Below are 22,846 nucleotides of genomic sequence, written 5' to 3'. Positions count from 1 at the left end.
CGAATCTGGAGGTGTAGTGGCAATCTTTACGGACCCCATCAGGGAACACGCTGATTTTGGGCCGGGGGATGCCGAGTGGCTTCACCTCCTGGTGGGCGACTGGCAGATGGTCGCCGACCTCGCCTTCGCTGACCTTGCCTTGTGGTTTCCGCATCCTGAGTTCGGCTACGTGGCCTTGGCCCACGTCCGCCCCTCCACCACGCACACGGTGTTCCACACCGACTTCGTGGGGGAGGGGATCAGGTCGGACCTGCAGCCGCTGGTTGATAAGGCGTGGAGCAGCCGGACCATTGAGCGCTCGAGTGAGACCAACTGGAGCAGCGACATGGCTCTCCGCGTCGAGGCTGTCCCCATGGTCAGGAATGGCCGGACGCTCGCCGTTGTGACAACACACATGGACCTGTCCAGTTCGCGGATGCCGTCCAGGCTTGAACTGACGTACAGGCAGTGCGCCTATGACCTTCTCCGGATGGGAACGCTCGGACTGTGGCCCGACTTTGCCTCGCCCACCGGATCCCGCCGCGGCGCCCCGCGCGTGGGAGACGGCCTGATCCGGCTCGACGCAGACGGGATTGTGCAGTACGCCAGCCCCAACGGCGTCTCCGCATTCAGGCGCCTGGGGGACGGTGAATCCCTCGAAGGCAGGTCGCTCGCCGAGGTCACGGCGGGTCTGCTGCGGGACCGCCGCATGGTGGATGAAACGCTGCCGCTTGTGGTCACCGGCCGGATGCCGTGGCGGAGCGAAATCGAATCCCGCGGAGTCAGCCTCTCGCTCCGGGCCATCCCCTTGCGCGATGAGCAGCAAAGGTTCGGGGCCCTGGTGCTCTGCCGCGACGTCTCCGAGCTCCGGCGCCGTGAAATGGAGCTTGTGACCAAGGACGCCACCATTCGGGAGATCCACCACCGGGTTAAGAACAACCTTCAGACTGTTGCGGCATTGCTGCGCATGCAGTCGCGCCGGATGGTCAGTGATGAGGCCAAGCAGGGCCTGGAGCAGGCGATGCGGAGAGTCGCAACGATTGCCTTGGTCCATGAGACGCTGTCCCAGGGACTGACGCAAAGCGTTGACTTCGATGAGCTGATCGGCCGCCAGTTCCGCCTGTCCGCCGAAGTGGCCTCGCCGTCGCAGCAGGTCAAGACTGCCAGGTCCGGGCTGTTTGGTGAACTGCCCAGCGACTTCGCCACCCCGCTTGCCCTGGTTATCAACGAACTGGTGACCAACGCCGTCGAGCACGGCCTGGAGGGGCGAACCGGAACTGTCTGGCTTCTGGCCGACCGATCGGAAGGCGACGACGGCGACGAGTTCCTGACCGTGACCGTGGCCGATGACGGTGTCGGGCTTCCGGAAACTCCACATGTTGAAGGCCTGGGACTGCAGATCGTTAGGACCCTCGTCACCAGCGAGCTGGGCGGCAGCATCCAGTGGAAACCCCGCGAGGGCGGCGGCACCGCCGTGCAGATCGTCCTGAACCTGCAAAAACGGTGACGGTGGAACCCTAAAGACCTTCAACCCTTAAATGGGAAGCGGCCGCGGACTCTGAAGTCCGCGGCCGCTTCGTTTTGGCCGGAGGCCGGAAATCCAAACGGTCAGGAGGCCCGACGGGCGCGTGCAGCGCGGCGCTTGAGGGCCCGACGCTCGTCTTCGCTCATTCCGCCCCAGACGCCGGCGTCCTGGCCCGATTCGAGGGCCCACTGGAGGCAGGTGTCCACCACCGGGCAGCGGCGGCACACACTCTTGGCCTCCTCGATCTGCAGGAGAGCAGGCCCGGTGTTTCCTACTGGGAAGAACAGCTCCGGGTCCTTGTCGAGGCACGCTGCGCGGTTACGCCAATCCATGCTGATCAGTCACTCCATTCCTGGGAACTCGTTTTTAGCCACTTGTGAAAATATTCACTAGAGGCAACATAAGAAAGGGACCCAGCCGGGTCCCCTTGGTCATCTGAATTAAGCGTGTCATGTTAACGCTGTGTAAACAAGGGGTAATCGTCCACGAAGTGCCTTATAAGCGTGAGCGATACGTCACATAGCTCGCCAGCGCTCTCCCCGGAGTCGACTATGTCCGGTATGGTGCCAGTGTGTCAAGACCCCCAGAGGACCACTCCGACGCCAGCCCCGAGCCCCGCTTGCCTGGCGACGCTGACGATTCGGTTGCTTCCCCGCGCCCTGTTTCCCCGGAAGTTCGGGCCACCCGGCCGCCGCCGGTCACCGTCCTGTCCCTGATCGTGGCCGCTGAAGCAACGGCACTTCTCGCGGCAGCGGGCTGGTATGCAATTCAGCTGATCACAGGAGCGCCCGTTCTTTCGTTTTGGGGTGCTGTGTTTACCCTGGCGCTCCTGCTGTCATTTTCGGCCTGGCTTTACGCCGTTGCCTATTTTCTCTTCCGGGGATTCCGCTGGCCGCGGGCGGGGGCTTTGGTGGCCCAGCTGTTTGTTCTGACGATCGGATTTCCGACGCTCACCGGCGGTTACACTGCCGCGGGATTCGCGATGCTGGTTCCGGCGGTCATTGCCGTGGTCCTGCTCTTTAACAAGCGCGTGATCAGTTTTGCTTCACGTGCCGGCGGGGCGCCTCCGGCGTTGTGACCCCGGGGCCCGGTCCGGCCGCCAACTGAACGGGCACTGCCCGGCCCTCGGCAATGATGACGGCCCTTCCTGCCGGCGAGTTGGCTTCCACCTCAAAGCGAATGCCGAAGAAATCGCCGTCGTTGATGTGACGCGGCGCGATCAGGATTCCGGCCCCCTGGCCGCGGGCATGTGCAGCCAGCGGAACCCGCTGGCTGAGTGAAGGGCTGAACCCCGCAGTCAGGATTAACCTCAAACCAAAACCATGCAGGGCCTCGAGATGCCGGTGCGCTTCCGGTGTCAGCATGTCCGCATCGTCCACGAGGAGAACCCAGTCCTTGTTGAGCGTGCCCGCGTCGGCGCTTGCCAGCACATCGGCCCAGTAGATGGCGGCTGTATCTTCCGGGCCGGGGCGGAGCCACCCTGGAGCATCAGCGTTAAGCTCCGGGATGGCTGCAAGAAGGGAACTCTTGCCGGAAGACGGGCCTCCCAGAACCGGCAGGACGCCTCCCGGCGGAAGACGGACTGCAGCCGGGACAAGTTCATCACCGCCGATCCCGACTATTATCTTGCGGCTTCTGTAATCGTTTCCGGCTGCAGCTGCTGTGCTGGCCGGCGGCGCGGAAACGCTCGGGACACGTGCCAAGACATCCGCAACGCTCAGGCGCCTGGGCAGCGCCTCAATTCTGAAGGGCCTGACGGCCGGTTCCTTGCCCCTGCCAGCGCATGTAGTCGACGTAGGAGGGGCTGCGTAAAACTGGGCCGCAGAGGCCGGGCTGCCCGCCAACGGGCCGAACATCACTGCCCGTCCGCGGATTAGCGCTACGTCCGGGAGCCGGGGCCAGGCAAGCCGGCCCTCTTCGGTGGAGCCAGTCGGGAAGTAGGCCCGGCTAGGGATGGACGCGAAGTATCGGGCTGTTACCACCTCCCGGTCTCCGGCAATGAGCACCGTCACGCCTGCCCTGGCACCGTCCCGGACGATGTCCTGGACTAGGTCTTCCGCCCAGGCCAGCGGGCCGGCACGGAACGATGAGGCCCATGAGCCCCAGCCGGCAAGCACCAGGACAATCGGTGGCGGCAGTGACTCCGCCCGGCGACTGAGCCGCAGTGACAGCTCGAGGGCAACACGTTCCAGGATCCGGACGGCCCGGCGGAGTTCGTGAAGGCCGGCCGCCGCGCCCACCCGCGGCTGGGAGCGGACGGAGCTGAACGCATTTCCAGCATCGAGCAGGTAGATATGCGATTCGATGTCATGTTCGATCAGTTGCTGCAGTACCAGATCCAGGGCTTCGTCCACCCCGCTGGCCGTTCCGCCGACCAAGGCCAAGTGACCATGGTTGGCTGGCTGCCACGTCAGCAGAGAGACCCGCTGCCGGTCCGGCTCGTCCAGCAGGCCGAGCTGTACGGACCAGATGCCGGGATCGGGTCCGCCTTCTCTGCCGGGGTCGGGGAGCAGCACGTTCTTTGGCAGCGGTATCGCCACGGGGCGGCGGGGTGCTGAACCGCCCAGACCGTCCCAGAGTTCCACCAGCGACTCCACAATGGGACCGGCCGCCCGGGCTGGCGAAAGCGGGAACCCCGGGTCGGCATTCTCTTCCTGGCCGGTCGCAGACACCACAAGAGCCTCGGCCGCAGGGCGAACCCGGACCGGGGATGATCTCACTGCTGCTGCGGCGCCCGCTAGGGTTGCCGCCTGGAACTCGACTGGATCCTCCGTCCCGCGGGCGAGGTAGGCGCGCCCGGGGTTGGCCACCGAAATGCCGGCGGCAAGCCGTGAATTGATGATGTCCACCGATTCCATGTCCGACTGGACGCGCAGGGCAATGCTTGTGGTGACGTTGGCGCGGATGTCTGCCGTGAGTGCGCCCTGGGGCCGCTGCGTTGCCATGATCAGGTGCAGGCCCAGCGACCGTCCGACGGCTGCGATCCTCATCAGCTCCTTCAGTGCGTCGGGAGCATCTTCAACGAGCATGCGGAATTCGTCAATAATGAGGACCAACTGGGGGAGCGGCCCGGCCGGGGAGCCAACGGACCGATAGCCGGCCAAGTCCGGAGCCTGAGCGGCGGACAGCAATTCCTCCCGGTACCGGATTTCCGCTCGCAGGGAGATTAGCGCGCGGTCCAGTTCATTTCTGGTGAGGTCGGTGAGCATGCCCACACAATGGGGCAGGCCTGTCAGCGGTCCCAGGCCCGAACCGCCTTTGAAGTCGAAAAAGAGGAAGTTGATCCGGTCCGGCGGGTAGCTGAGTGCCAGTCCGGCGGTCAGGCTCCGGAGTAGTTCGGATTTTCCGGACCCGGTGGTTCCTGCCACCAGAAAATGCGGGCCGTCCGACTCAAGGTCCAGCACGCGGGGCCCGGATGCAGTCATCCCGATGGGAACGCAGAGTCCGGGCCTGCTGTTGCCGGCAACCCAACGGGCTGATGCGTTCGCTGCGGCACCAGGGAGGACGTCAGCGAGCGAGCAACTCTGCGGCACGACCGGTGTGGAGTTCGGGCTGCGCTCAAGCCGCACGGCCATGTTCCGGCAATATCGGTCGAAGACTCCCTCCGGGACGAGGTCGGGCAGGAAGTCCCTCGCCGCGCCCCCAATCCGTAACCTGGCGGTGGCTCCTCCAAGTTCGACAACCGCGCCCGACTCGGGGCCGCCGTCCTCTGGGCCGCTATCGAGTGTGCAGTCAACAACGTGCCAGCCCCGGCTGATGGCGGCGGAAGCCATGCCGTGGGATCCGGACTGGCCGTGGGAATCACCGGTAAGTATCAGCACGCCGCGTTCCCGCACCCGGTCGATACAGCGCTCCAGAACCTCCGCGGTTGTCCGGTGATTGGACGAAAGCATGACCGGCGTAAGGTACCTGGCGGTCAGCGGCAGGGAGTCGGGTGACCCATGCACAACGACCCGGGTCCGGGCGGCCGACCTGAAACTTGTGAGCTGCATCAGCATGAACCTGACCATCCCGGCGACGTCCTGCCGCGCTCCGCGGACAAACGTAAGGTCCAAAAGCTGAAGGACGGTCGGCATGAGGCCCGCCTCCGGCGCCACGAAATCCGGGTCCGCCGGGTCCAACCTGATGTTTGCCCGTTGCTCGGCCAGCCCGAGGCGGAGCCCAATATCGTCGGGTACGGCTGTCCCGTCCCACCGGCCGTTGTGTTCCGATCGCCCCCTGAGGGCGAGCTCGGCCGCGGACGGTGCGGATCGGCGTCGTCGTTCCCTGTCTTCTTCAACGGCGGCAGCCACCAATGCCTTCAGCCGCTGCCGCTGGCGGCGGCCGGCGAGCATGGGAACCAGCAGAGAGACAGCAGAAACGGCCGTAAAGGCCAGAAACATCCACATCCCGGTGATGACAGCCAGGCCCACACCAATGAGTAGCGGCAGGACCGCCGCGAGGAGGAGAATTCCCCTGTTGCCGCCTTCCGGCCTGTGCGGAATCTTCAGAGGATCAGCCACACTGGATCCGGCAGCCTCCCACTCCGGCAGTCGTCCGGCCGGACCAGGGCCGAACACGATGGACAGCGTCGAATTCCCGCAGCTGATGAGCGAGTTCGTAGAGACAGCGGCCTGCCCCACCCGCTTGCCGTCCACAAAGGTCCCGTTGACGCTGTCCAGATCGGTGATGGTGACGGCCGTGTCAGTAATGTCCAGCCTGGCGTGCTCACGGGAGAGGGCGGCATCGGGGATGGCGATTTCCGTGCCGCTCCGGCCGAGCCGATACCTACCGCGCTTTAGTGGCAGCACTGTCCCCGCCGCCGGACCGCTGTGTACGGCAACAAGCAGCGTCGAGGCCCTTCGCCCGCCGTTTTCCGGAGGGCGCTCCCCGGCGCCGTCAACGATGACGGCCCCGGTAACCAGTGGCGGTTCACCTACGACCAAGCGGCACAACGGATAGCCGGACACTGAGAGTTCACGGGCACCGTATTCCTGCGTTATGGCCTGCTGCAACATGAGCCCGGAGCCTCCCGGCGGGACCTCGATAATCAGTTCGAGCGGAGGTCCCGGACTGGCGGCATGGGGCCCGCGGACCAGGGTGCAGTGGAGCGTCATCAGGTGCTTTCCCTTGGGAAGGAGGCGGCTTTCTGCCCAAGCTACCGCCGGACAGGACCGCGGGGCATCGCCCCCGGCTCACTATGTGGATAAGCCCGGCCCATGCCCGGGAATCACTGGTGTCGTCGTAGTCTCGGGTAGGCTAGAGCAGCAGCCAATGCACAACATTGGGCTGCCCGCATTCGAATCAGGAGATTTTGTGACCGCTGACCTCGTCATCGTAGGGTCGGGCTTTTTCGGCCTGACAATCGCAGAACAGGCCGCCACTGAGCTTGGCTTGAAGGTCGTTGTCCTCGACCGCCGCCACCACATCGGCGGCAATGCCTACAGCGAAAAGGAAGAGCAGACCGGCATCGAAGTGCACCGCTACGGTGCCCACCTGTTCCACACGTCCAACGAGCGTGTCTGGGAGTACGTCAACCGGTTTACGACGTTCACGAATTACGTGCACAAGGTCTACGGAGTCCACAAAGGCGAGGTGTACTCGCTGCCGATCAACCTGGCCACGATCAACCAGTTCTTCCGCGCAAACCTCACGCCGGGACAGGCCCAGGCCCTCATCAAGGAGCAGGCCGGCGAGCTCGCGGGCACCGATCCCCAGAACCTGAACGACAAAGGCATCCAGCTGATTGGCCGGCCTCTGTACGAGGCGTTCATCAAGCACTACACCGGCAAGCAGTGGCAGACGGATCCGAAGGACCTGCCCGCGGGGATCATCTCCCGCCTCCCGGTGCGCTACAACTACGACAACCGCTACTTCAACGACAAGTACGAGGGGCTGCCGACCAACGGCTACACCGCGTGGATCGAGAAGATGGCGGAGCACCCGAACATCGAGGTCAGGCTCAACACCGACTTCTTCGATGAGTCGCATGAGTACAGCAAGACCAAGGTCGTCGGCAACATCCCGGTGATCTACACGGGGCCGGTGGACCGGTACTTCGACTTCGCGGAAGGCGACCTGTCCTGGCGGACCATCGACTTCGAGGAAGAAGTCCTCGAAGTGGGCGACTTCCAGGGAACGTCGGTGGTCAACTACAACGACGACGACGTCCCCTACACCCGCATCATCGAACCCCGCCACTTCCACCCCGAGCGCGACTACCAGACGGAAAAGACCGTCATCATGCGGGAGTTCTCCCGCGCGGCGGAGAAGGGCGATGAGCCCTATTACCCGATCAACACTGCCGCCGACCGCGAACGCCTGCTGAAGTACCGCGACCTCGCGGCTGCGGAGAGCGATGTGCTGTTCGGTGGCCGCCTGGGCACGTACAAGTACCTCGACATGCACATGGCGATCGGCTCAGCCCTGACCATGTTTGACAACCAGATCCGGCCGCATTTTGAGAGTGGCGCAAAGCTTGAAAGCGGAGGCGTAGACGCATGAGTGTCTCAACCGAAAGCCCGAAGGGCACCGACAGCGTGGAGTCAAGCGAACAGCGTTGGGATACGCTTCAGCGCGTCATCCTGCCGAGCTCCAGCCAGATGGACACGGTGCCGCTGTACATGGACATGGGCACTGCCACCGGCATCCAGTTGCCCACCGTCGGTGACCGCGACGGAAAGGCCAGCAAGCCGCAGGCCTTCAGCAGCCCCACGAAGGAAGCCCACGTCGAGGACTTCCTTTCCCGGTTCTCCACGTCCGTGCGCTCCGGAGAACGGGTCTCCTTCGGCAGCTACTTCAACGCGTTTCCTGCCAGCTACTGGCGGCGGTGGACCACTGTCGAGAAAATCCGCCTCCACGTCCGCACCCAGGGCACCGGGTCTGTCATCGTCTACAAGTCCAACGCCCGCGGATCGCTGCAGCGCGTGGACACCCGCAGGGTTGAAGGAATTTCGGAAAACTTCTTCGATCTGTCCCTCGCGCCCTTCGGCGACGGCGGCTGGTACTGGTTCGACCTCGTGGCCGGCACGGAACCCCTCGTCATGCTGGACGCGGAATGGCAGGGACCGGCAGCCGAGAGCCATGCCGGTTCTGTGACGCTGCAGATCACGACGCTGAACAAGACCGACTTCTGCCTTAATAACCTGAGGCTCCTTGCCGAGAACGGCGAGGCGCTGGAGCACGTCCAGGAAATCCTGATCGTCGACCAGGGATCGCAGAAGGTCGCGGACGCGGAAGGCTTCGACGAGGTCCAGGATTCCCTGCAGGGGAAACTGCGGATTATCAACCAGTCCAACCTCGGCGGCTCCGGCGGGTTTGCCCGCGGGATGTTCGAGGCGGTGGAGAACGGCAGCGACTATGTCCTGCTGATGGATGACGACGTCGTCGTGGAGCCCGAAAGCATCATCCGCCTGTTGACCTTCGCGGACCGCTGCAAGACCCCGACCATCGTCGGCGGGCACATGTTCGACCTCTATAACCGGACGGTTCTGCACACGTTCGGCGAGATCGTGAACCCCTACCGCTTCCAGCCCTCGCTGCCCAGCGAGGAAATGATCCTCGGGCACGACTTCATGTCGTCGAACCTCCGCCAGACGTCCTGGCTGCACCGCCGCTGTGACGTGGACTATAACGGCTGGTGGATGTGCCTGATCCCCACGAAGGTAATCCGCGAAATCGGGCTCTCCCTTCCGCTGTTCATCAAGTGGGACGACTCCGAATACGGGCTTCGGGCTAAGGCCCACGGGTTCCCTACGGTTTCCCTGCCCGGCTCGGCCGTCTGGCATGTCTCCTGGATCGACAAGGACGACCTGGTGGGCTGGCAGGCTTACTTCCACGCCCGCAACCGCGTCATTGCGGCACTCCTGCACAGCCCCTATGAACATGGCGGACGCGTTGTCCGGGAATCCCAGTACATCGACGTCAAGCACATGGTGTCGATGCAGTACGCCACGGCCCAGGGCCGCGGCTGGGCGCTCGAGGACATCCTTAAGGGCCCCGAAGCCCTGCGGGACCTGCTCCCGACCAAGCTGCCGCAGATCCGGGAAATGATGTCCGGCTATTCGGATTCAGTGATCCGCCCCGACCCGGATGAATTTCCTGCACCCAAGATGGACAAGCCCCCTCGCCGGGGACACGGGATCTCGCAGCCGTCCAAGGTGTCGCTGCTGCCGTGGGCCGCAAAGACCGTCATCAGGCAGCTTGCCACTCCGGTTAGCGGCTCCAGCGCCGAACGGCCGCAGGCGACAGTTGCGCACCAGGACAACCGCTGGTGGCGGATGGCGCAGTACGACAGCGCAGTGGTGTCCAATGCCGAAGGAACCGGTGCGTCCTGGTACCGCCGCGATCCGAAAAAGCTTCGGAAGATGCTGGCTGAAAGCGCACGCCTGCACGCTGAACTCCTGAAGGACTGGCCGACGCTCAGCAAGAAGTACAAGGCTGCAATGAACGACCTCACGTCGATTGAGTCCTGGAGGAAGACGTTCGAGCAGCACACTCAGAACGAGATCAAGTGAGCGCCACCACTCCTGGGGAACTAACCACGCCCGGACTGGGCGGCGGCCTGCGGGATCTTCGCCAGTCGGGCTTCCTGCTGAAACTCCTGGTGCGGAAGGAACTTAAGGTCCGCTACCGGGGCTCTGTTCTTGGACTCCTGTGGTCCTACGTGAAGCCCGGTGTGCAATTCATTGTCTTTTACGTCGCTTTGGGGGTGTTCCTCGGACTTGAACGAAGTCCGAGGAACCCCGAGGGGTTGTCCAACTACGCCGTGTACCTGTTTTCGGGCATTGTCCTGATCAACTTCTTCTCCGAGGCGCTGGGTAACGCCGCCCGGTCGATAGTTAACAACGGCAACTTGATCAAAAAGATCTACCTCCCGCGCGAGCTCTTCCCCGTTGCGTCCGTCTGGGTGTCAGGTGTCCACTTTTTCCCGCAACTTGTGGTGCTCGTCGCGGGCTGCGTCATTGCAGGATGGCATCCGGACGTGTTCCAGCTCCTGGCCGCCGTCGCCGGCTTCCTGATCGTCGGCCTGCTGGCAACCGGCCTGGGGCTGTTGTTCGGCGCAGCCAATGTCTACTTCCGCGATTCCGAAAACCTCGTGGACATGCTGCTGATGGTGGCCACCTGGGCGTCGCCGGTGATGTATGCGTGGACCATGGTGCAGGAGAAGCTTGGCGCCGCGGCTTTTGCGGTCTACCAAGCCAACCCGGTGACAATCGGCGTCGAACTGTTCCACTATGCTTTTTGGTTCCCGACGACGGACGGTTCCGCGGCCGTTCCACCGAACCTGTTCAGCCTCTGGACACCGGTCGGACTGGGCATCGCCTTGTTGGTCCTCTTCCTGGGCCAACTTACCTTTCGGCGGCTTGAAGGCCGCTTTGCGCAGGAGCTGTGAGTGGTCAACGCAATCGAAGTCTCTGACATCAGCAAGCAGTTCGTGCTGCGCCACACACGGTCAATCAAGGAAGCCGTCGTCTGGCTCGCCAAAGGACGCAAGGGCGACCTGTCCGAGAAGTTCCATGCACTCAAGAATGTCTCCGTGGAGGTAAAAACGGGCGAGACGGTGGCTCTCCTCGGACTGAACGGCTCGGGGAAGTCCACGCTTCTGAAGCACATTTCAGGCGTGATGCTGCCCGACTCCGGCACGGTGCGGACCAGGGGCCGAGTAGCCGGCCTCATTGAAGTGGGCGCGGGATTCCACCCGGATCTTTCGGGCCGCGACAACGTGTTCCTCAACGGTGCCATCCTGGGCATGACCGAGCAACAGGTCAACGACCGGTTCGACGACATTGTCGAGTTTTCCGAGATCGGCCAGTTCATCGACACCGAAGTGAAATTCTACTCCTCGGGCATGTATCTGAGGCTGGCGTTTTCCGTGGCGGTCCACACCGACCCGGAAGTGTTCCTCATCGACGAGATCCTTGCCGTCGGTGACGAGCCTTTCCAACGGAAATGCATCAACAAGATCCAGGAACTGGCACGGAACGGCAAGACACTCGTGGTAGTCAGCCACGACCTCGATCTTGTTTCCCGTATCTGTGCCCGCGGAATCCTGCTGGAGCACGGCGTCGTAAAGTTTGACGGTTCAATCCACGACGCCGTGGCGCTGCTGCGCTCCTAGCCAGCGTTCCGGCGCCGCCGTCGCCTGCCAGTCACGGCAACAATCCGTCCTGTACGGATAGTCCAGCAACGGAGCGGACAACTATCGCTCTCAACCGGAAGGATAGTTGTGCCCGCTCTGCCTGCGCCCGCATCCATTGCTGCGCCGCCAGCCCCGAACCGTCCCGCACCCCGGCGCGACATCCAGGGGCTCCGCACGGTGGCCGTGGGGCTGGTGATCATTTACCACATCTGGCCGGCGGCGCTGCCCGGCGGCTTCGTCGGCGTGGACGTATTCTTCGTGATCTCGGGTTTCCTTATTGTGGGGTCGCTCGTCCGCGAAATTGAAGCCACCGGACGAATCGCACTCAGGTCTTTCTACGCCAAACGGATCAGGCGGCTGCTCCCGGCCGCCAGCCTGGTCCTGGTGGCAACGCTGGCGGGGATGGTCCTTCTGCTCCCGCAGAGCCGCTGGCAGTCGATCTCGTTTGACGTGATTATGGCCGCCCTGCAGGTTCAGAACTGGAACCAGGCCTTCGGCTCCGGCAGCTACGAAGGAGCCACGGCCCTCGTCTCTCCGGTCCAGCACTACTGGTCGCTGGCCGTCGAAGAGCAGTTCTACGTTGTTATTCCGCTCTGCCTGATCGCTGCGGCGGCGTGGGCAACAAGGACCGGCATGTCGAAGAAGTCGCTGTGCCTTTACCTGCTGGTTGCACTGTCCGCGGCGTCATTCCTCCACAGCGCCTTCTTCTCGGTATCCGACCACGACGTCGCCTATTTCGCCACCACCACCCGTATGTGGGAACTCGGGCTGGGCGGTATCCTCGCGCTCGTTCTGCCGCGGTTCCAGCCGGGGGAGCGGTTGCGAATGCTCCTCGGATGGGCCGGGCTGCTGGGCGTTTTGTGCTGCGCCTTCACGTTCTCCACGTCCATGGCCTTCCCGGGTTATGTCGCACTACTCCCCGTTGCGGCCACCGTTTTGGTTCTGGCGGCAGGCCCGACGGCGGCAGGCACCCACTCGGCGGCGGCCGCCTCGGTAACGATGCAGGGCAGCAGTCGCTTCAGTGCGTCCACGCTGCTCTCAACCGGCCCGGCGAAGTTCGTCGGGGACATCTCCTATTCCCTTTACCTGTGGCACTGGCCTGTCGTGGTCCTGTATGTCTTCCATCTGGGAAGGGCGCCGGGGATCCTGCACGGCTCTGCAATGGCCGCCATCAGCCTGGTAGCGGCAGTGGTGTCTTACTACTTCGTCGAGCAAAAGTTCCGCCACGACGGTGGGCACCGTGCCGTCGAGGTCCCCGTCCGAGGCTTGAGGCACGGGGGCCATCGCAAGGCTTTTGTCCTGGCCGCCGGGCTGGTTGCAGCGACCACACTGACGGCACTGGCTCCCTGGGGAATCGTTGAGGCGAAATCGCAGCAGCTGGACGGGGCCCTGAACCTGCGTCAGTACCCGGGAGCAATGGCGCTCGATGCTGACCGGCCGGCGGCGGTGCCTTCTGGACTCGCAGTGCGGCCGGATCCAGCCGTGGCGATGAAGGATGTTCCCTTGACGGGCGGGAACGAATGCGGAGCGTTCGATCCGGCGAAAATGGGGGAGGAGAAGTGCCGCTACGGCAGTGCGGACGCAGGGAAGACCATGATCGTCGTTGGAGACTCGCACGCGGCGCAACTGGTGGATCCCTTGCTGCTGGTGGGGGAGCAGTCCGGCTGGAACGTCCACGCGATGGTCCGGAACGGCTGCCCGTTCTCCCTGGCTCCGCCGGAATCCGCAGACACGGTCTTCCACAACTGTTCCAACCAGAACCGGGAGACGCTGGGCCGGATCCTGCGCCTGAAACCTGACCTGGTCGTGGTCTCGGGCATGACGCCCGCAGGCTACGAACGCGCCCTTAAGTGGGGGTGGAAGGACCCGGAAGCCCTGATCTCGGGCTATGCGGGTCTGCTGAAGCCGCTCCGGGACGCCGGAATCAGGGTCGCGGTCGTGATGGACATTCCGTATCCCGAGTTCGCCGCGCCGGACTGTGTGCAGGCTAACGGCAGCGGGTCCGATGCCTGCGTCATCCAGCAGCCTGTCGGGGACCGCCCGGTCGATCCCTTATTTGCGGCTGCCGCGAGGGTTCCCGGTGTGGATGTGGTCGACCTGTACCCGTACTTCTGCACCGACGGCCGGTGCCCATCCGTCATCGGCAACGTGATGGTCTATCGGGACAACCACATGACCAACAGCTATGCCAGGACGCTCGCATCGCCGCTGGCGAGGATGCTCCGGCTCTAAAGCGTCAGTAGCAGGCGGTCACTTCAAACAGCTTGGCGTCACCGTGGCGGGCCAGCAGCTCAAACCCGGGCGTCGCGTCGGGTATCTGCAGCCCTACAAAACCGTGGTTTCCGCCGTGTACTTCCCGCGTTCCAAAATCGAGAACATAGCGGACGTTGTCCGCGCGGGCGGCGTCGCAAACGGAAGGATCGGTGCCAGCCTCCCGCAACTTGTCGTTCAGCAGCTCAGTGGCCTTCGTGTACGTGGTGAGCGTGTGCTTGGACGTCGTGTTGCGGTCGGCAATCGCGAAGGCCATTGCGCCTCCGGTCCAAGGGTTCACGGCGATGGTTGCATCCGCCGGGACGATGTCGTCCAGCTCGTCGATCAGGGCCATCTCGTCTGAACTGACCAGGGCGGAGTCCGGGGTTGTCGAGTAATTGACCTTCGCCGACTGGATGGAAGCGCCAAGCGGCACAGTTTGGGCGGCCAGGACCAGGCCAAGGAGTGCCAGCGGCACCACAGCGGACACCACGAGGCGGGATTTCCGGATTCCGGCAGGGACGAGCTTCAGCGAGTCACGGTGCGTCACCCAGACGTGCTGAAGCTTTCCGACAAGCCAGCCCGCGCCGGCAGCTGCCAGCGGGACTGCGGCGACCGGCAGAAGGGCCGCAAGGCGGTAACTGTCGTTGTACCAGACACCGGTCAGCGTATTGCGCAGCCACCCGTTCGGTCCGGCTGAGACCACAATGAACAGGGCCGCTATGACGGCGAACGAACCAAGCAGCCAGATCCGCTTGTGACGGCGGCACAGGACCACCACGCCGGTGATCAGCAGGATGCTGACAGCCCAGGCGGGCGGACGCTGCATCGCGGAGTTGGTGAGGATCTCACCCACAGCCTGGCCGGGTGTCTGGAACGGAAGCCAGGTCGCCGCCGCCGCAGGCGGACGAATGTACTTCCACATGACCGCGACTACGCCGAGAATTCCGAGCAGTCCAGCCCCCATGAGGAGGGTCCCCCTGTGGCCGTGACCATTCCTGTACCGTGCCAGCGAGAACGCGACAAAGGACACCAGAAGGATGGGGATCGACAACGCCAGCAGGGACATGAGCCCGTTTGGATGCGCCAGGGCGACTCCGATTGCGGCCACGGGGGCCAGGACGAACCGGGCCATCCCCATGTGGCCCGGAGCATCGCTGACGCCAAAGAATATGCTGACGCTTGCCAACGCGGCCGGAATCAAGCTGACGGACAGGAAGTTCGGGTAAAGCACCCCGAAGTCCAGCAACAGCAACGGGAATGATCCAAACCCGGCGGCCAGCACGCCCGCGGCGGCAACGGCGTAGGCGTTTGGTCCGATGACTGTCCGCGCCAGGAACATGCAGCCGGCGGTCCAGACGGCCGCGGCAACACACAGGTTGACGATGTTGACTGCGACGCTGATCTGGGCGCCGGTCATTTGGACCAGGAGGGATGCCAGCCCGTGCCACGCGGCAGGGTAGAAATAGGGCGGGCTGTCGCCGCTGGTCATGCCGGAAAGGGTCAAGGACGAAGCGTTGCCCGAATCCAGGATGTACCGGATCGCATTGAGGTGAAAGACGTTATCGAACGTCTGGGAGATGTTCTCCGGCCTGCCGAAAGCCCGGTGAAGTTGCAGGGCAATGGCAATCGAGCCTGCGAGGAAGCCTACGGCAGCCACGATGTCCGCTTTACCGGGCTTACGCAGTGCCCGGCGTGCGCGGGGTGATGCGCCGGTCCCGGCGCCGCGACTACGGATCTTGCGGACTCCGAAGAGCAGGCCTGAGACCAGAACGGTGGTGACGGCAACCGGGAGGGGCGACCAGCCGATCCCCAGATACGGTGCCGCGATGGCAGTGACCGCTACGAGGCTGACGGTCAAAACCGGTGCCAGTGCCAAGTAGGACCAACGCTGCAGCCCGAGTCCGGCAAGCACCAGCGTGCCTGGCGCAAACAGCAAAAGCAGGCACGCCAGAACGACGGGCACGGTAGCAAACCAACTCATTGAGACTCCACTCGAAAATACGACGGCGGTAGTCCCGCCAGCTGGCCGGAGACGCCCTAGTTCTCCAAGAGGCCCAGGAGGTAGCTTCCGTAGCCGCTCTTGACCAGCGGTTCAGCGCGTTCGCGGAGTTCGTCGTCGGTCAGGAAACCCTGGCGCCAGGCGATTTCTTCGGGGGCGCCGATTTTGAGTCCCTGCCGATTTTCAACCGTACGGATGAAGTTCGAGGCGTCGCTGAGGTCATTGAATGTTCCGGTGTCCAGCCATGCTGTACCGCGAGGGAGGATCTCCACCTGAAGATCACCGCGCTCCAGGTAGGCGCGGTTCACGTCGGTGATCTCGAGCTCGCCGCGAGGGGAGGGCTTGAGGTTCCGGGCAATGTCGATGACGTCGTTGTCATAGAAATACAGTCCGGGAACGGCGTAGTGGCTGCGCGGCTTTTCCGGTTTCTCCTCCAGGGAGAGGGCTTTGCCGTCGTCGTCGAACTCAACGACACCATAGGCTTTCGGATCATTGACCCAGTAACCGAACACCGCACCGCCCTTGATGTCGGCGTGGCGCCGGAGCTGGGTGCCCATGCCCTGGCCGTAGAAGATGTTGTCGCCGAGCACCAGGGCGACCGTTTCGTCGCCGATGTGGTCTGCGCCAAGGATGAATGCCTGTGCCAGGCCGTCAGGAGAGGGCTGCTGCACGTAAGTAAGGTTGATGCCGAACTGCGAGCCGTCTCCGAGCAGCCGCTTAAACTGATCTGCATCGTGGGGAGTGGTGATGATGAGAATGTCGCGAATGCCGGCGAGAATGAGCGTGGACAGCGGATAGTAGATCATTGGCTTGTCGTAAACAGGGACAAGCTGCTTGCTGATGCCAAGAGTAATCGGGTGCAGCCGGGACCCAGTTCCGCCGGCCAAAATAATTCCACGCATGGTCCCCATCCTCCCGTACCGAAGGCCGAGACGCCAAACGCTGTAGAATGGACCGTCTGCCGACACCCAAAGGAAGCAAAGGTTTGAGCACTCTCACTCTGAAACCCAAGGCCGTTCCGGCGCCCCAACTGGGGCGGGCACTCGACCCCAGGGGAAACAGCCTCAACCTTATCCGGCTTGTCCTTGCACTTGCGGTGCTGTTCGCGCACAGCTGGCACATCGTTGGTGCCGGCAATGGGCCGACATTCCAAGGGGAGAACCTGGGCGGGTGGGCTGTCGCCGGGTTCTTTGGCATCAGCGGCTATCTGATCACTGCCAGCAGGTTCAGCAACCGGATTGGTCCGTACCTGGTACACCGGGTGGCCAGGATCTTCCCGGCTTTCATCGTGTGCCTGGTCATGATGGCTTTTGTGTTCGCACCGATTGCCTACGTGGTTCAGCGCGGAAACCTGCTGGGGTTCATGTCCACACCCACCACGCCGCTGAACTCGATATTCGCAAACCTCTCGCTCCGTATTGTCAGCTACGACATCGCGGGCACGCCTGCAGCGGTCCCGTACCCGGGCGCCTGGAACGGGTCGCTCTGGACGCTGTATTTCGAGTTTATGTGCTACCTGCTCGTGGCCTTCCTCGGCTTCCTGCCGATCGTCAAGAAGACCCCGTGGCCCGTCATTGCCGCGTTTGGACTCAGCGTTGTGCTGTGGGCAAATATCGGCGTGCTCAAGCCCTACATGCAGTCCAACCTGGACTTTGAACTGGCGGCCCGGCTGATTCCGTACTTCCTGGGCGGCGCTGTTGTTCAGGTGCTGAGCTCCCGTCTTGGCATCCACAGGGTGGCAGGTCCCGTGGCTGTCGCGGTAGCTGCCGCCTTGATTCTCTGGGTTCCCGGGTTCGGTGGGCAGCTCGCGGCGCCGTTCATTGCATACGGACTGCTGTGGATTTCCACCTGGTTGCCGCAGCCTGCGGTGGTCGCCAAGAATGACGTCTCCTATGGAGCGTATATTTACGCGTTTCCTGTTCAGCAGCTGCTCGCGGTTTTCGGCGCCTACCACTGGGGCGTCTGGTGGTTCACCATCGCTGCGACGCTGTGCACTATTCCGTTGGCGGCCGCCAGCTGGCTGTTCATTGAACGACCTGTAATGCGACGGGCGAAGAAGAGCGTCTAAGGCTGTTGCCTTTCAACTGGCTGGTGCCGGTACCGCTCCTGGCTGCCCGTTCCCACGGAACGTGATGCCGGCTGGAAGCCGGCAAGGCGTATCAGCCGCCCTTCGAGTCCCTTCCCGATCAGGTGCTCGCGGACGGGTTCGTAGAGTTCCGGGTCGACGATCACCGAGACAGCTGGATCGTCCATGAGGAGTTGGGCAATGATTTCAGGTGCGCGGCTGTAGTCCTTATAGATTGCGCCGATCGCCGGGCTCATTGCCGTGGTCTTTGACGTGGAGTTTCCACGCAAAGTCCAGTGCCACCGGGCCGCAAGTACCCTGTCCATCGTGCCCTGCGCCACGATGTAGATGGTTTCTTCCGGTTGCGGCTGGCGTGCGCTGGCCAGGAGCCGAGCAACGTAGTCCGGCGTTGCCTTCAGCCGTGCTGTTTGCTTTTCCATTTCGGCTACTGCCCGCGCAGTCGGCGGCAGCCCGGCGTCGGCCAGGCCCGTCGCCGAGAACCCGAAGAACTGGGTTGCCGCCAAAGCCAGGACGCATAAGGCTGCGGTCAGACGCTTGTCGTTTCCCGGGGCGGACCCGGACGACGGCGGTGGCAGGATGGACGCTACTGCGGCCACAGCCACCGGCCACGCGAACAGCAGCACGGCAATCAAGTACTTGTAGAAGTAGTAGGAAACAGCGCCACCGCCCGCGCTTTGCGAGATGGCGAGCCAGAGACAGAGCCCGATGGGAACAAAGAGCCCGAACGATGCCAAGGCAGCTCCGCGCCGTTCGGCTATGAGCGACGGGCTGGTTGCGGCAACTGCGCTGTTGGCGAATCCGAGGGTCACCGCGAACGTGATGACAGCGAGGGCCGTCCCGAAGTCGGGAAGTTCGATTCCTCCGGTGAGGCCGAGTATTTGCTGGCTCTGCTGCACCAGCGGGGATAGCTGGACTACCGGAAGCAGCACTCCTGCGCTTGCCAACGCTGCAACGACGACGGCCGGCACCCACCATGACCGAGGATAGGTCCCCGGCCGCCGAAGGACATGCCAGAACCAGCCAATGAAAACGACGGCAACGAGGCTGACCAGCATGACCCAGTTGTTGGCGACGCCGACGAGCCCCGCGCCAAGGCGGCCGGACGCCGCCGGATCCCGGGCAGGGCACAGAGCCCGGCCATGACCAGCACAACCGTCACCACACAGACGGCGGCCTGGAGGTTAACAAAGGAAATCAACTCGGCGTCAAGGGAGCCGCTATCGGGCCGGACGAGGTCAGCGAACGTTGCCAGCAGGGCATGAAACCCCTGCGGATACTCCGCGAAGCCCCAAGCGCCCCCGGAGGAAGGACCGGGGATAGTCGGGATGACGCCGCCATGGCTGCGGATCATGAAGTAAATGTTGAAGTGCGACTGGTAGTCCCATTTGTCTGTCATAAGCGACAAAGCATCCTGGGCCGACCTGACCGCCAGCATGGTCCCGAGCGAGCTGGCGGCGAGCCCTCCGGCCAGGAACGGAACAGCGTCGATCCATTTCACCCTCGGCACCAGGCGCCGGAGTCTCGGCCGGGCTGGCTTCGTCGAAAGAATCCACCATGAAATCGTCCCGGCAGTCACTGCCATCAGCAGCGTGCCGTGGTCGATTCCGAGGACGCGTTCCGGGACCCACCAAGTGAGAGGCGCGAACCCCATGGCCAGGAGGCCGTTGAGGAGCAGCCGGAGGGATAACCGTTTCACCGTTGGAAGGAGTAGAACAAGTCCAGCTGCGAAAACCAGGCCCAGGATTCCGTCCAGCTGGCCGTTCAGACGGAGAACGATTATCATCGACGCCGCCGCGACAAATGCACCTGGCCCACGGAGTGACCGAAACCACTTTCCCCGCTTCGGGTGAGCGCATACCGCGAACTCCCGGGCAGCCCGGCGCGGAAGCGGAGTCTCCTGCTGCAACGCTGACCTCACGGACCTGTCCCCAATCGTAGTTGTCCGGCGTGCCGTGCTACTGAACCTAGCGGACGCGTCGTTTGCCGGCCCGGCCCGCGATGCCGTCCGCAATCCCGGCCATGGCGGAGGACAACCGTTCCCACCGGTTCGGGGCCAGTAACGTCACGATCGCCAAGTGCCGGTAGTCGGCCAGGAAGCCCTTGATGGCCCACCAAAGGTGTTGGCGTCCGTATTTTCTGGCGAGCAGGATACGGTTCCTGAACAGGTAGTAATAGCGCCACGAGGCTGCGGTCCGCACCTTGACCGGCCGGCCCCGCAGGGTAAGGTCCGAACCGAACAGGCGGGCCTGCGTCATGGTTCCCAGTGAGTGGCCAAGGGCTGCTTTCGGAGCAATCACGGTCTTGAACCCGGCTGACTGGGTGCGCAGGAAATATTCGGTGTCCACGCCGTCGATGAACAGGTCGCTTTGCAGGATCCCGAGATCCTCAATGATGGGAACCGGCAGAAGCAGACCCGACTGGATCGGTTCGCCCCCCAGTTGCACGCCGTTCACGACGCCGGCGCGCCGCGTAGGGAGGCCCCTGATGGAGGCCGGAGCGACCATGCCGACTCGGACTCCGGCCTGCTCAGCGGCACGTGCCGATTCCTCGAGGGCGGCGACGTAGCCGCCGTCGAGCAAGCTGTCCTGATCCATGGTGAGGATGAAAGCAGGCCGTTCTGCGGAAGCCAGAGCCACGGCGATCCCGGCGTTCAGCGCCGCAGCGATGCCTGAGTTTTCGGCGAGCCGCTCGACCGTGCAGCCGAGATCCTGAAGCTGCCCAAGGATCCGGCCGGGGTCCTGGGAGCTACCGTCGTCAACGACCACTACATGGTTGACTTGGGCCAGCAGGGCTGCGGCGTTGGCCAGGACGTTCTCGTCGGCGTTGAACAGGCTGACAACCGCAGTAGTCGCGTTGGACGACATTCGCTCGCCGGATCAGGCAGGCTTGACGTCTGGCTGCGCGTCAATCCACGTGGCCAGCAGTTCGATTCCCTGGGCAAGGTTGTACTTCGGCGTCCAGCCCAGCACCTTTTCGGCGGCCGTGATGTCAGCCCATGCGTGCCTCACATCGCCCTGCCTGTATTGGCCGGTCACGTGCGACTCGGGAGCGTTGTAGTGCTCTGCGATCAGCTTGGCAGCGGTGCCGATGGTCTGGAACTCACCAGATCCGATGTCCATCGGTTCGCCCTGGACAGTGGGGGAGACCGCACCGGCAACAATGGCCGACGCAACGTCGTCGATCAGGATGAAGTCACGGCGCACCTCGCCGTCCTCGTAGAGGGGGATGGACTTGCCGCCCATCGCCATCCGGCAGAAGAGGCTCATGATGCCGGTGTACGGGTTGATCAGCGACTGGCCCGGACCGTATACGTTTTGCAGGCGGAGGATCACGGTCTCCACGCCGTAGGACTTTGCCCATGCCTGCAGGACATTTTCCTGGGCAAGCTTCGTGGCGCCATAGACGCTCACAGGAGCCGGGAACGTCTCGGACGCCTTCATTGCGACAGGCGAGGCACCCGGGAAATCCCACTGTGCCTTGTCGAGGGTTTCGCTTGTCCGCTGACCAGGGTAAAAGAGCCGGCCCTCGGCGTCCTTCCAGGCACCTTCGCCGTACACCGCTCGGCTGGACGACAAAACAATCCGGCGGGGAAGCTTGCCGTGGCGGTTGAGGCCGTCGAGGAGCTGGGACGTGCCAACAACGTTGACGAGAGTGTGCCGGGTGGACTCTTCCAAGGACTGGCCGGTTCCGGTTTCCGCCGCCAGGTGGATGACGACGTCGGGAGTGACGTCCTGGAGGACGGCGTCCCAGGTCTTCGCCTCTGTTACATCCGCAACGACCAGTTCGGCTGCCTGGTTCAGCTGCTCGGGACGCTCGCCCGTGGCGTGGATCTGCGGGTGGAGATTGTCGACGACCACAACGCGGTCGAACTCGCTGACGAGGGCATCGGAGATGGCGCAGCCGATGAACCCGGCGCCGCCGGTGACCAGGACGGTGCCGCCGGGACGGGCGGAAGTTGAAGAGGAAGTCACTTGGGACCTTTCGTAGCGAACGGCGTTACTTGCCGAAGGTGTGGCGGACCAGGGCCTTTACGGCGGAGGAGTTCTTGCTGAGCACTGCCTTGGGCAGCAGGGATGCCGCATGCGCACGCGACGTGAACCTCAGGCGTGCCGAGCGGGCAGCCCGATTCCATCCGAGCTCCTGTGCCTGCGCAGCGGCTACAGCGAAATACTCCCGCTCTCCGGCGAACCGGGAACCGTCCACAAGCTTGGTGGACGAGGCGCTGTTTGAGTGCCTGCGGTACTGGAAGCAGACGGTCGGCTCGATCAGGAGCTGGTCACCGTTGTAGATCATGTCCATGATCAGGGCGAGATCCTGGATGATCGGGAAGCCGTCCCGGAAGTCCACCTGCCGGATTTTGTCCGTCCGGAAGGCCAGTGACGGCCAGTAGAGCCAGTCACCGTGCATCAGGTTGGAGGCGATGGCCTCGCCGGAGACGAGCTGGCGCCCGCCGCCCCTGGGCTTGATGAGCTTCTGCTTGACGGTGTCCACGAGGGTGACCACCACCTGCCCCGCTTCGTCTATGACCTGGACGCCAGGCTGGATCAAGGCCGCCCCGGGGTAACGCTTGTGGGCATCAAGGATGGTGGAGACGTAATTCGGCAGAAGGACGTCATCGCAGCCAAGGATCACCAGCACTTCTTCGGTGGCCATGGCCACGCAGGTCCGGTAGTTCTCGGTGATTCCTGCGTTCTGGTCCTTACGGATGTACTTGACGCGGGGATCGGTGATTCCGGCCATGAAGTCTTTGATCTCATGGCCGGGGTACGCGTCGTCCACGACCGTGAGGAGCCAGTCATCGCTGTCTTGGGCCAGGACACTGTTGACGGTTTCCTTCATGTAATCCGGATCGCCCCAGTAGGGAATGAAAATATCCAGCGGCAT

17 protein-coding genes are annotated in these 22,846 nt (G+C 63.5%); 8 read left to right on the top strand and 9 right to left on the bottom strand.

Features of this window, described 5'->3' with window-relative positions; all coding sequences use genetic code 11:
* The first annotated feature begins 16 nt into the window (after positions 1-16).
* Complete coding sequence (locus ASF98_RS01375) at positions 17-1,486, top strand: sensor histidine kinase (protein ID WP_028270180.1); 1,470 nt, start codon at positions 17-19, stop codon at positions 1,484-1,486.
* 101 nt (positions 1,487-1,587) lie between these two features.
* Here ASF98_RS01375 and ASF98_RS01370 read toward each other — a convergent pair whose 3' ends face one another.
* The gene (locus ASF98_RS01370; RefSeq protein ID WP_003804966.1) at positions 1,588-1,836 is read right to left on the bottom strand and encodes a WhiB family transcriptional regulator; all 249 of its coding nucleotides are present in this window, start codon (positions 1,834-1,836) and stop codon (positions 1,588-1,590) included.
* A gap of 374 nt (positions 1,837-2,210) precedes the next feature.
* Between ASF98_RS01370 and ASF98_RS01365 the strand changes: the two genes are divergently transcribed.
* Positions 2,211-2,582 (top strand): hypothetical protein, encoded by a 372-nt coding sequence (locus ASF98_RS01365; protein ID WP_055797247.1) that lies wholly within the window; start codon positions 2,211-2,213, stop codon positions 2,580-2,582.
* Here the strand turns inward: ASF98_RS01365 and ASF98_RS01360 are convergent.
* The gene (locus tag ASF98_RS01360; RefSeq protein ID WP_055796441.1) at positions 2,539-6,600 is read right to left on the bottom strand and encodes an FtsK/SpoIIIE domain-containing protein; all 4,062 of its coding nucleotides are present in this window, start codon (positions 6,598-6,600) and stop codon (positions 2,539-2,541) included. The two genes, ASF98_RS01365 and ASF98_RS01360, sit on opposite strands and share 44 nt — an antisense overlap.
* Positions 6,601-6,799: 199 nt before the next feature.
* On the opposite strand from ASF98_RS01360, the gene glf reads away from it, so the two are divergent.
* The 5 genes from glf to ASF98_RS01335 all read left to right on the top strand — a co-directional run bounded on the left by glf (position 6,800) and on the right by ASF98_RS01335 (position 13,856).
* On the top strand, positions 6,800-7,987 hold the full coding sequence (gene glf, locus ASF98_RS01355) for a UDP-galactopyranose mutase (protein WP_055796436.1): 1,188 nt from the start codon (positions 6,800-6,802) through the stop codon (positions 7,985-7,987).
* Entirely contained in the window at positions 7,984-9,999 is a 2,016-nt protein-coding gene (locus ASF98_RS01350; protein ID WP_055796434.1) for a glycosyltransferase, read from the top strand. The genes glf and ASF98_RS01350 overlap by 4 nt, the downstream gene beginning before the upstream one ends.
* On the top strand, positions 9,996-10,877 hold the full coding sequence (locus tag ASF98_RS01345; protein WP_055796431.1) for an ABC transporter permease: 882 nt from the start codon (positions 9,996-9,998) through the stop codon (positions 10,875-10,877). The genes ASF98_RS01350 and ASF98_RS01345 overlap by 4 nt, the downstream gene beginning before the upstream one ends.
* The gene (locus ASF98_RS01340; protein WP_055796428.1) at positions 10,878-11,603 is read left to right on the top strand and encodes an ABC transporter ATP-binding protein; all 726 of its coding nucleotides are present in this window, start codon (positions 10,878-10,880) and stop codon (positions 11,601-11,603) included.
* A 108-nt stretch (positions 11,604-11,711) separates the two neighbouring features.
* Positions 11,712-13,856, top strand: a complete 2,145-nt coding sequence (locus tag ASF98_RS01335; RefSeq protein ID WP_055796424.1) for an acyltransferase family protein — start codon at positions 11,712-11,714, stop codon at positions 13,854-13,856.
* Between the two features lie 4 nt (positions 13,857-13,860).
* Here ASF98_RS01335 and ASF98_RS01330 read toward each other — a convergent pair whose 3' ends face one another.
* Positions 13,861-15,858 carry a DUF6541 family protein gene (locus tag ASF98_RS01330; protein WP_055796422.1) on the bottom strand — a complete coding sequence of 666 codons (1,998 nt, stop codon included), beginning with the start codon at positions 15,856-15,858 and terminating at the stop codon, positions 13,861-13,863.
* A 56-nt stretch (positions 15,859-15,914) separates the two neighbouring features.
* The gene (gene rfbA / locus ASF98_RS01325; RefSeq protein WP_055796419.1) at positions 15,915-16,778 is read right to left on the bottom strand and encodes a glucose-1-phosphate thymidylyltransferase RfbA; all 864 of its coding nucleotides are present in this window, start codon (positions 16,776-16,778) and stop codon (positions 15,915-15,917) included.
* An 83-nt stretch (positions 16,779-16,861) separates the two neighbouring features.
* Between rfbA and ASF98_RS01320 the strand changes: the two genes are divergently transcribed.
* Complete coding sequence (locus ASF98_RS01320) at positions 16,862-17,944, top strand: acyltransferase family protein (RefSeq protein WP_055796415.1); 1,083 nt, start codon at positions 16,862-16,864, stop codon at positions 17,942-17,944.
* Here the strand turns inward: ASF98_RS01320 and ASF98_RS01315 are convergent.
* From ASF98_RS01315 to ASF98_RS01295, 5 genes are all read right to left on the bottom strand, one after another.
* Positions 17,941-18,891, bottom strand: a complete 951-nt coding sequence (locus tag ASF98_RS01315) for a hypothetical protein (RefSeq protein WP_055796412.1) — start codon at positions 18,889-18,891, stop codon at positions 17,941-17,943. The genes ASF98_RS01320 and ASF98_RS01315 overlap by 4 nt on opposite strands.
* Entirely contained in the window at positions 18,876-19,658 is a 783-nt protein-coding gene (locus tag ASF98_RS01310; RefSeq protein WP_156372238.1) for a hypothetical protein, read from the bottom strand. The genes ASF98_RS01315 and ASF98_RS01310 overlap by 16 nt, the downstream gene beginning before the upstream one ends.
* A 268-nt stretch (positions 19,659-19,926) precedes the next feature.
* Positions 19,927-20,826, bottom strand: a complete 900-nt coding sequence (locus tag ASF98_RS01305) for a glycosyltransferase (RefSeq protein WP_055796406.1) — start codon at positions 20,824-20,826, stop codon at positions 19,927-19,929.
* 12 nt (positions 20,827-20,838) lie between these two features.
* Positions 20,839-21,933, bottom strand: a complete 1,095-nt coding sequence (locus ASF98_RS01300) for an NAD-dependent epimerase/dehydratase family protein (RefSeq protein ID WP_055796403.1) — start codon at positions 21,931-21,933, stop codon at positions 20,839-20,841.
* A 25-nt stretch (positions 21,934-21,958) separates the two neighbouring features.
* Positions 21,959-22,846 (bottom strand): glycosyltransferase, encoded by an 888-nt coding sequence (locus ASF98_RS01295; protein WP_055796400.1) that lies wholly within the window; start codon positions 22,844-22,846, stop codon positions 21,959-21,961.

Source organism: Arthrobacter sp. Leaf337 (assembly GCF_001423745.1).
Classification (GTDB): Bacteria; Actinomycetota; Actinomycetes; order Actinomycetales; family Micrococcaceae; genus Arthrobacter.
Note: the sequence above shows the minus strand (reverse complement) of the source record. Positions and strands in the feature narration are given on the sequence as shown.

Excerpts from the sequence above, each read along its gene's own strand:
- ASF98_RS01295 (WP_055796400.1), bottom strand. The coding sequence starts at position 22,846 with ATGCCGCTGGATATTTTCATTCCCTACTGGGGCGATCCGGATTACATG.
- ASF98_RS01350 (WP_055796434.1), top strand. The coding sequence starts at position 7,984 with ATGAGTGTCTCAACCGAAAGCCCGAAGGGCACCGACAGCGTGGAGTCA.
- ASF98_RS01330 (WP_055796422.1), bottom strand. The coding sequence starts at position 15,858 with ATGAGTTGGTTTGCTACCGTGCCCGTCGTTCTGGCGTGCCTGCTTTTG.
- ASF98_RS01360 (WP_055796441.1), bottom strand. The coding sequence starts at position 6,600 with ATGACGCTCCACTGCACCCTGGTCCGCGGGCCCCATGCCGCCAGTCCG.
- rfbA (WP_055796419.1), bottom strand. The coding sequence starts at position 16,778 with ATGCGTGGAATTATTTTGGCCGGCGGAACTGGGTCCCGGCTGCACCCG.
- ASF98_RS01370 (WP_003804966.1), bottom strand. The coding sequence starts at position 1,836 with ATGGATTGGCGTAACCGCGCAGCGTGCCTCGACAAGGACCCGGAGCTG.
- ASF98_RS01305 (WP_055796406.1), bottom strand. The coding sequence starts at position 20,826 with ATGTCGTCCAACGCGACTACTGCGGTTGTCAGCCTGTTCAACGCCGAC.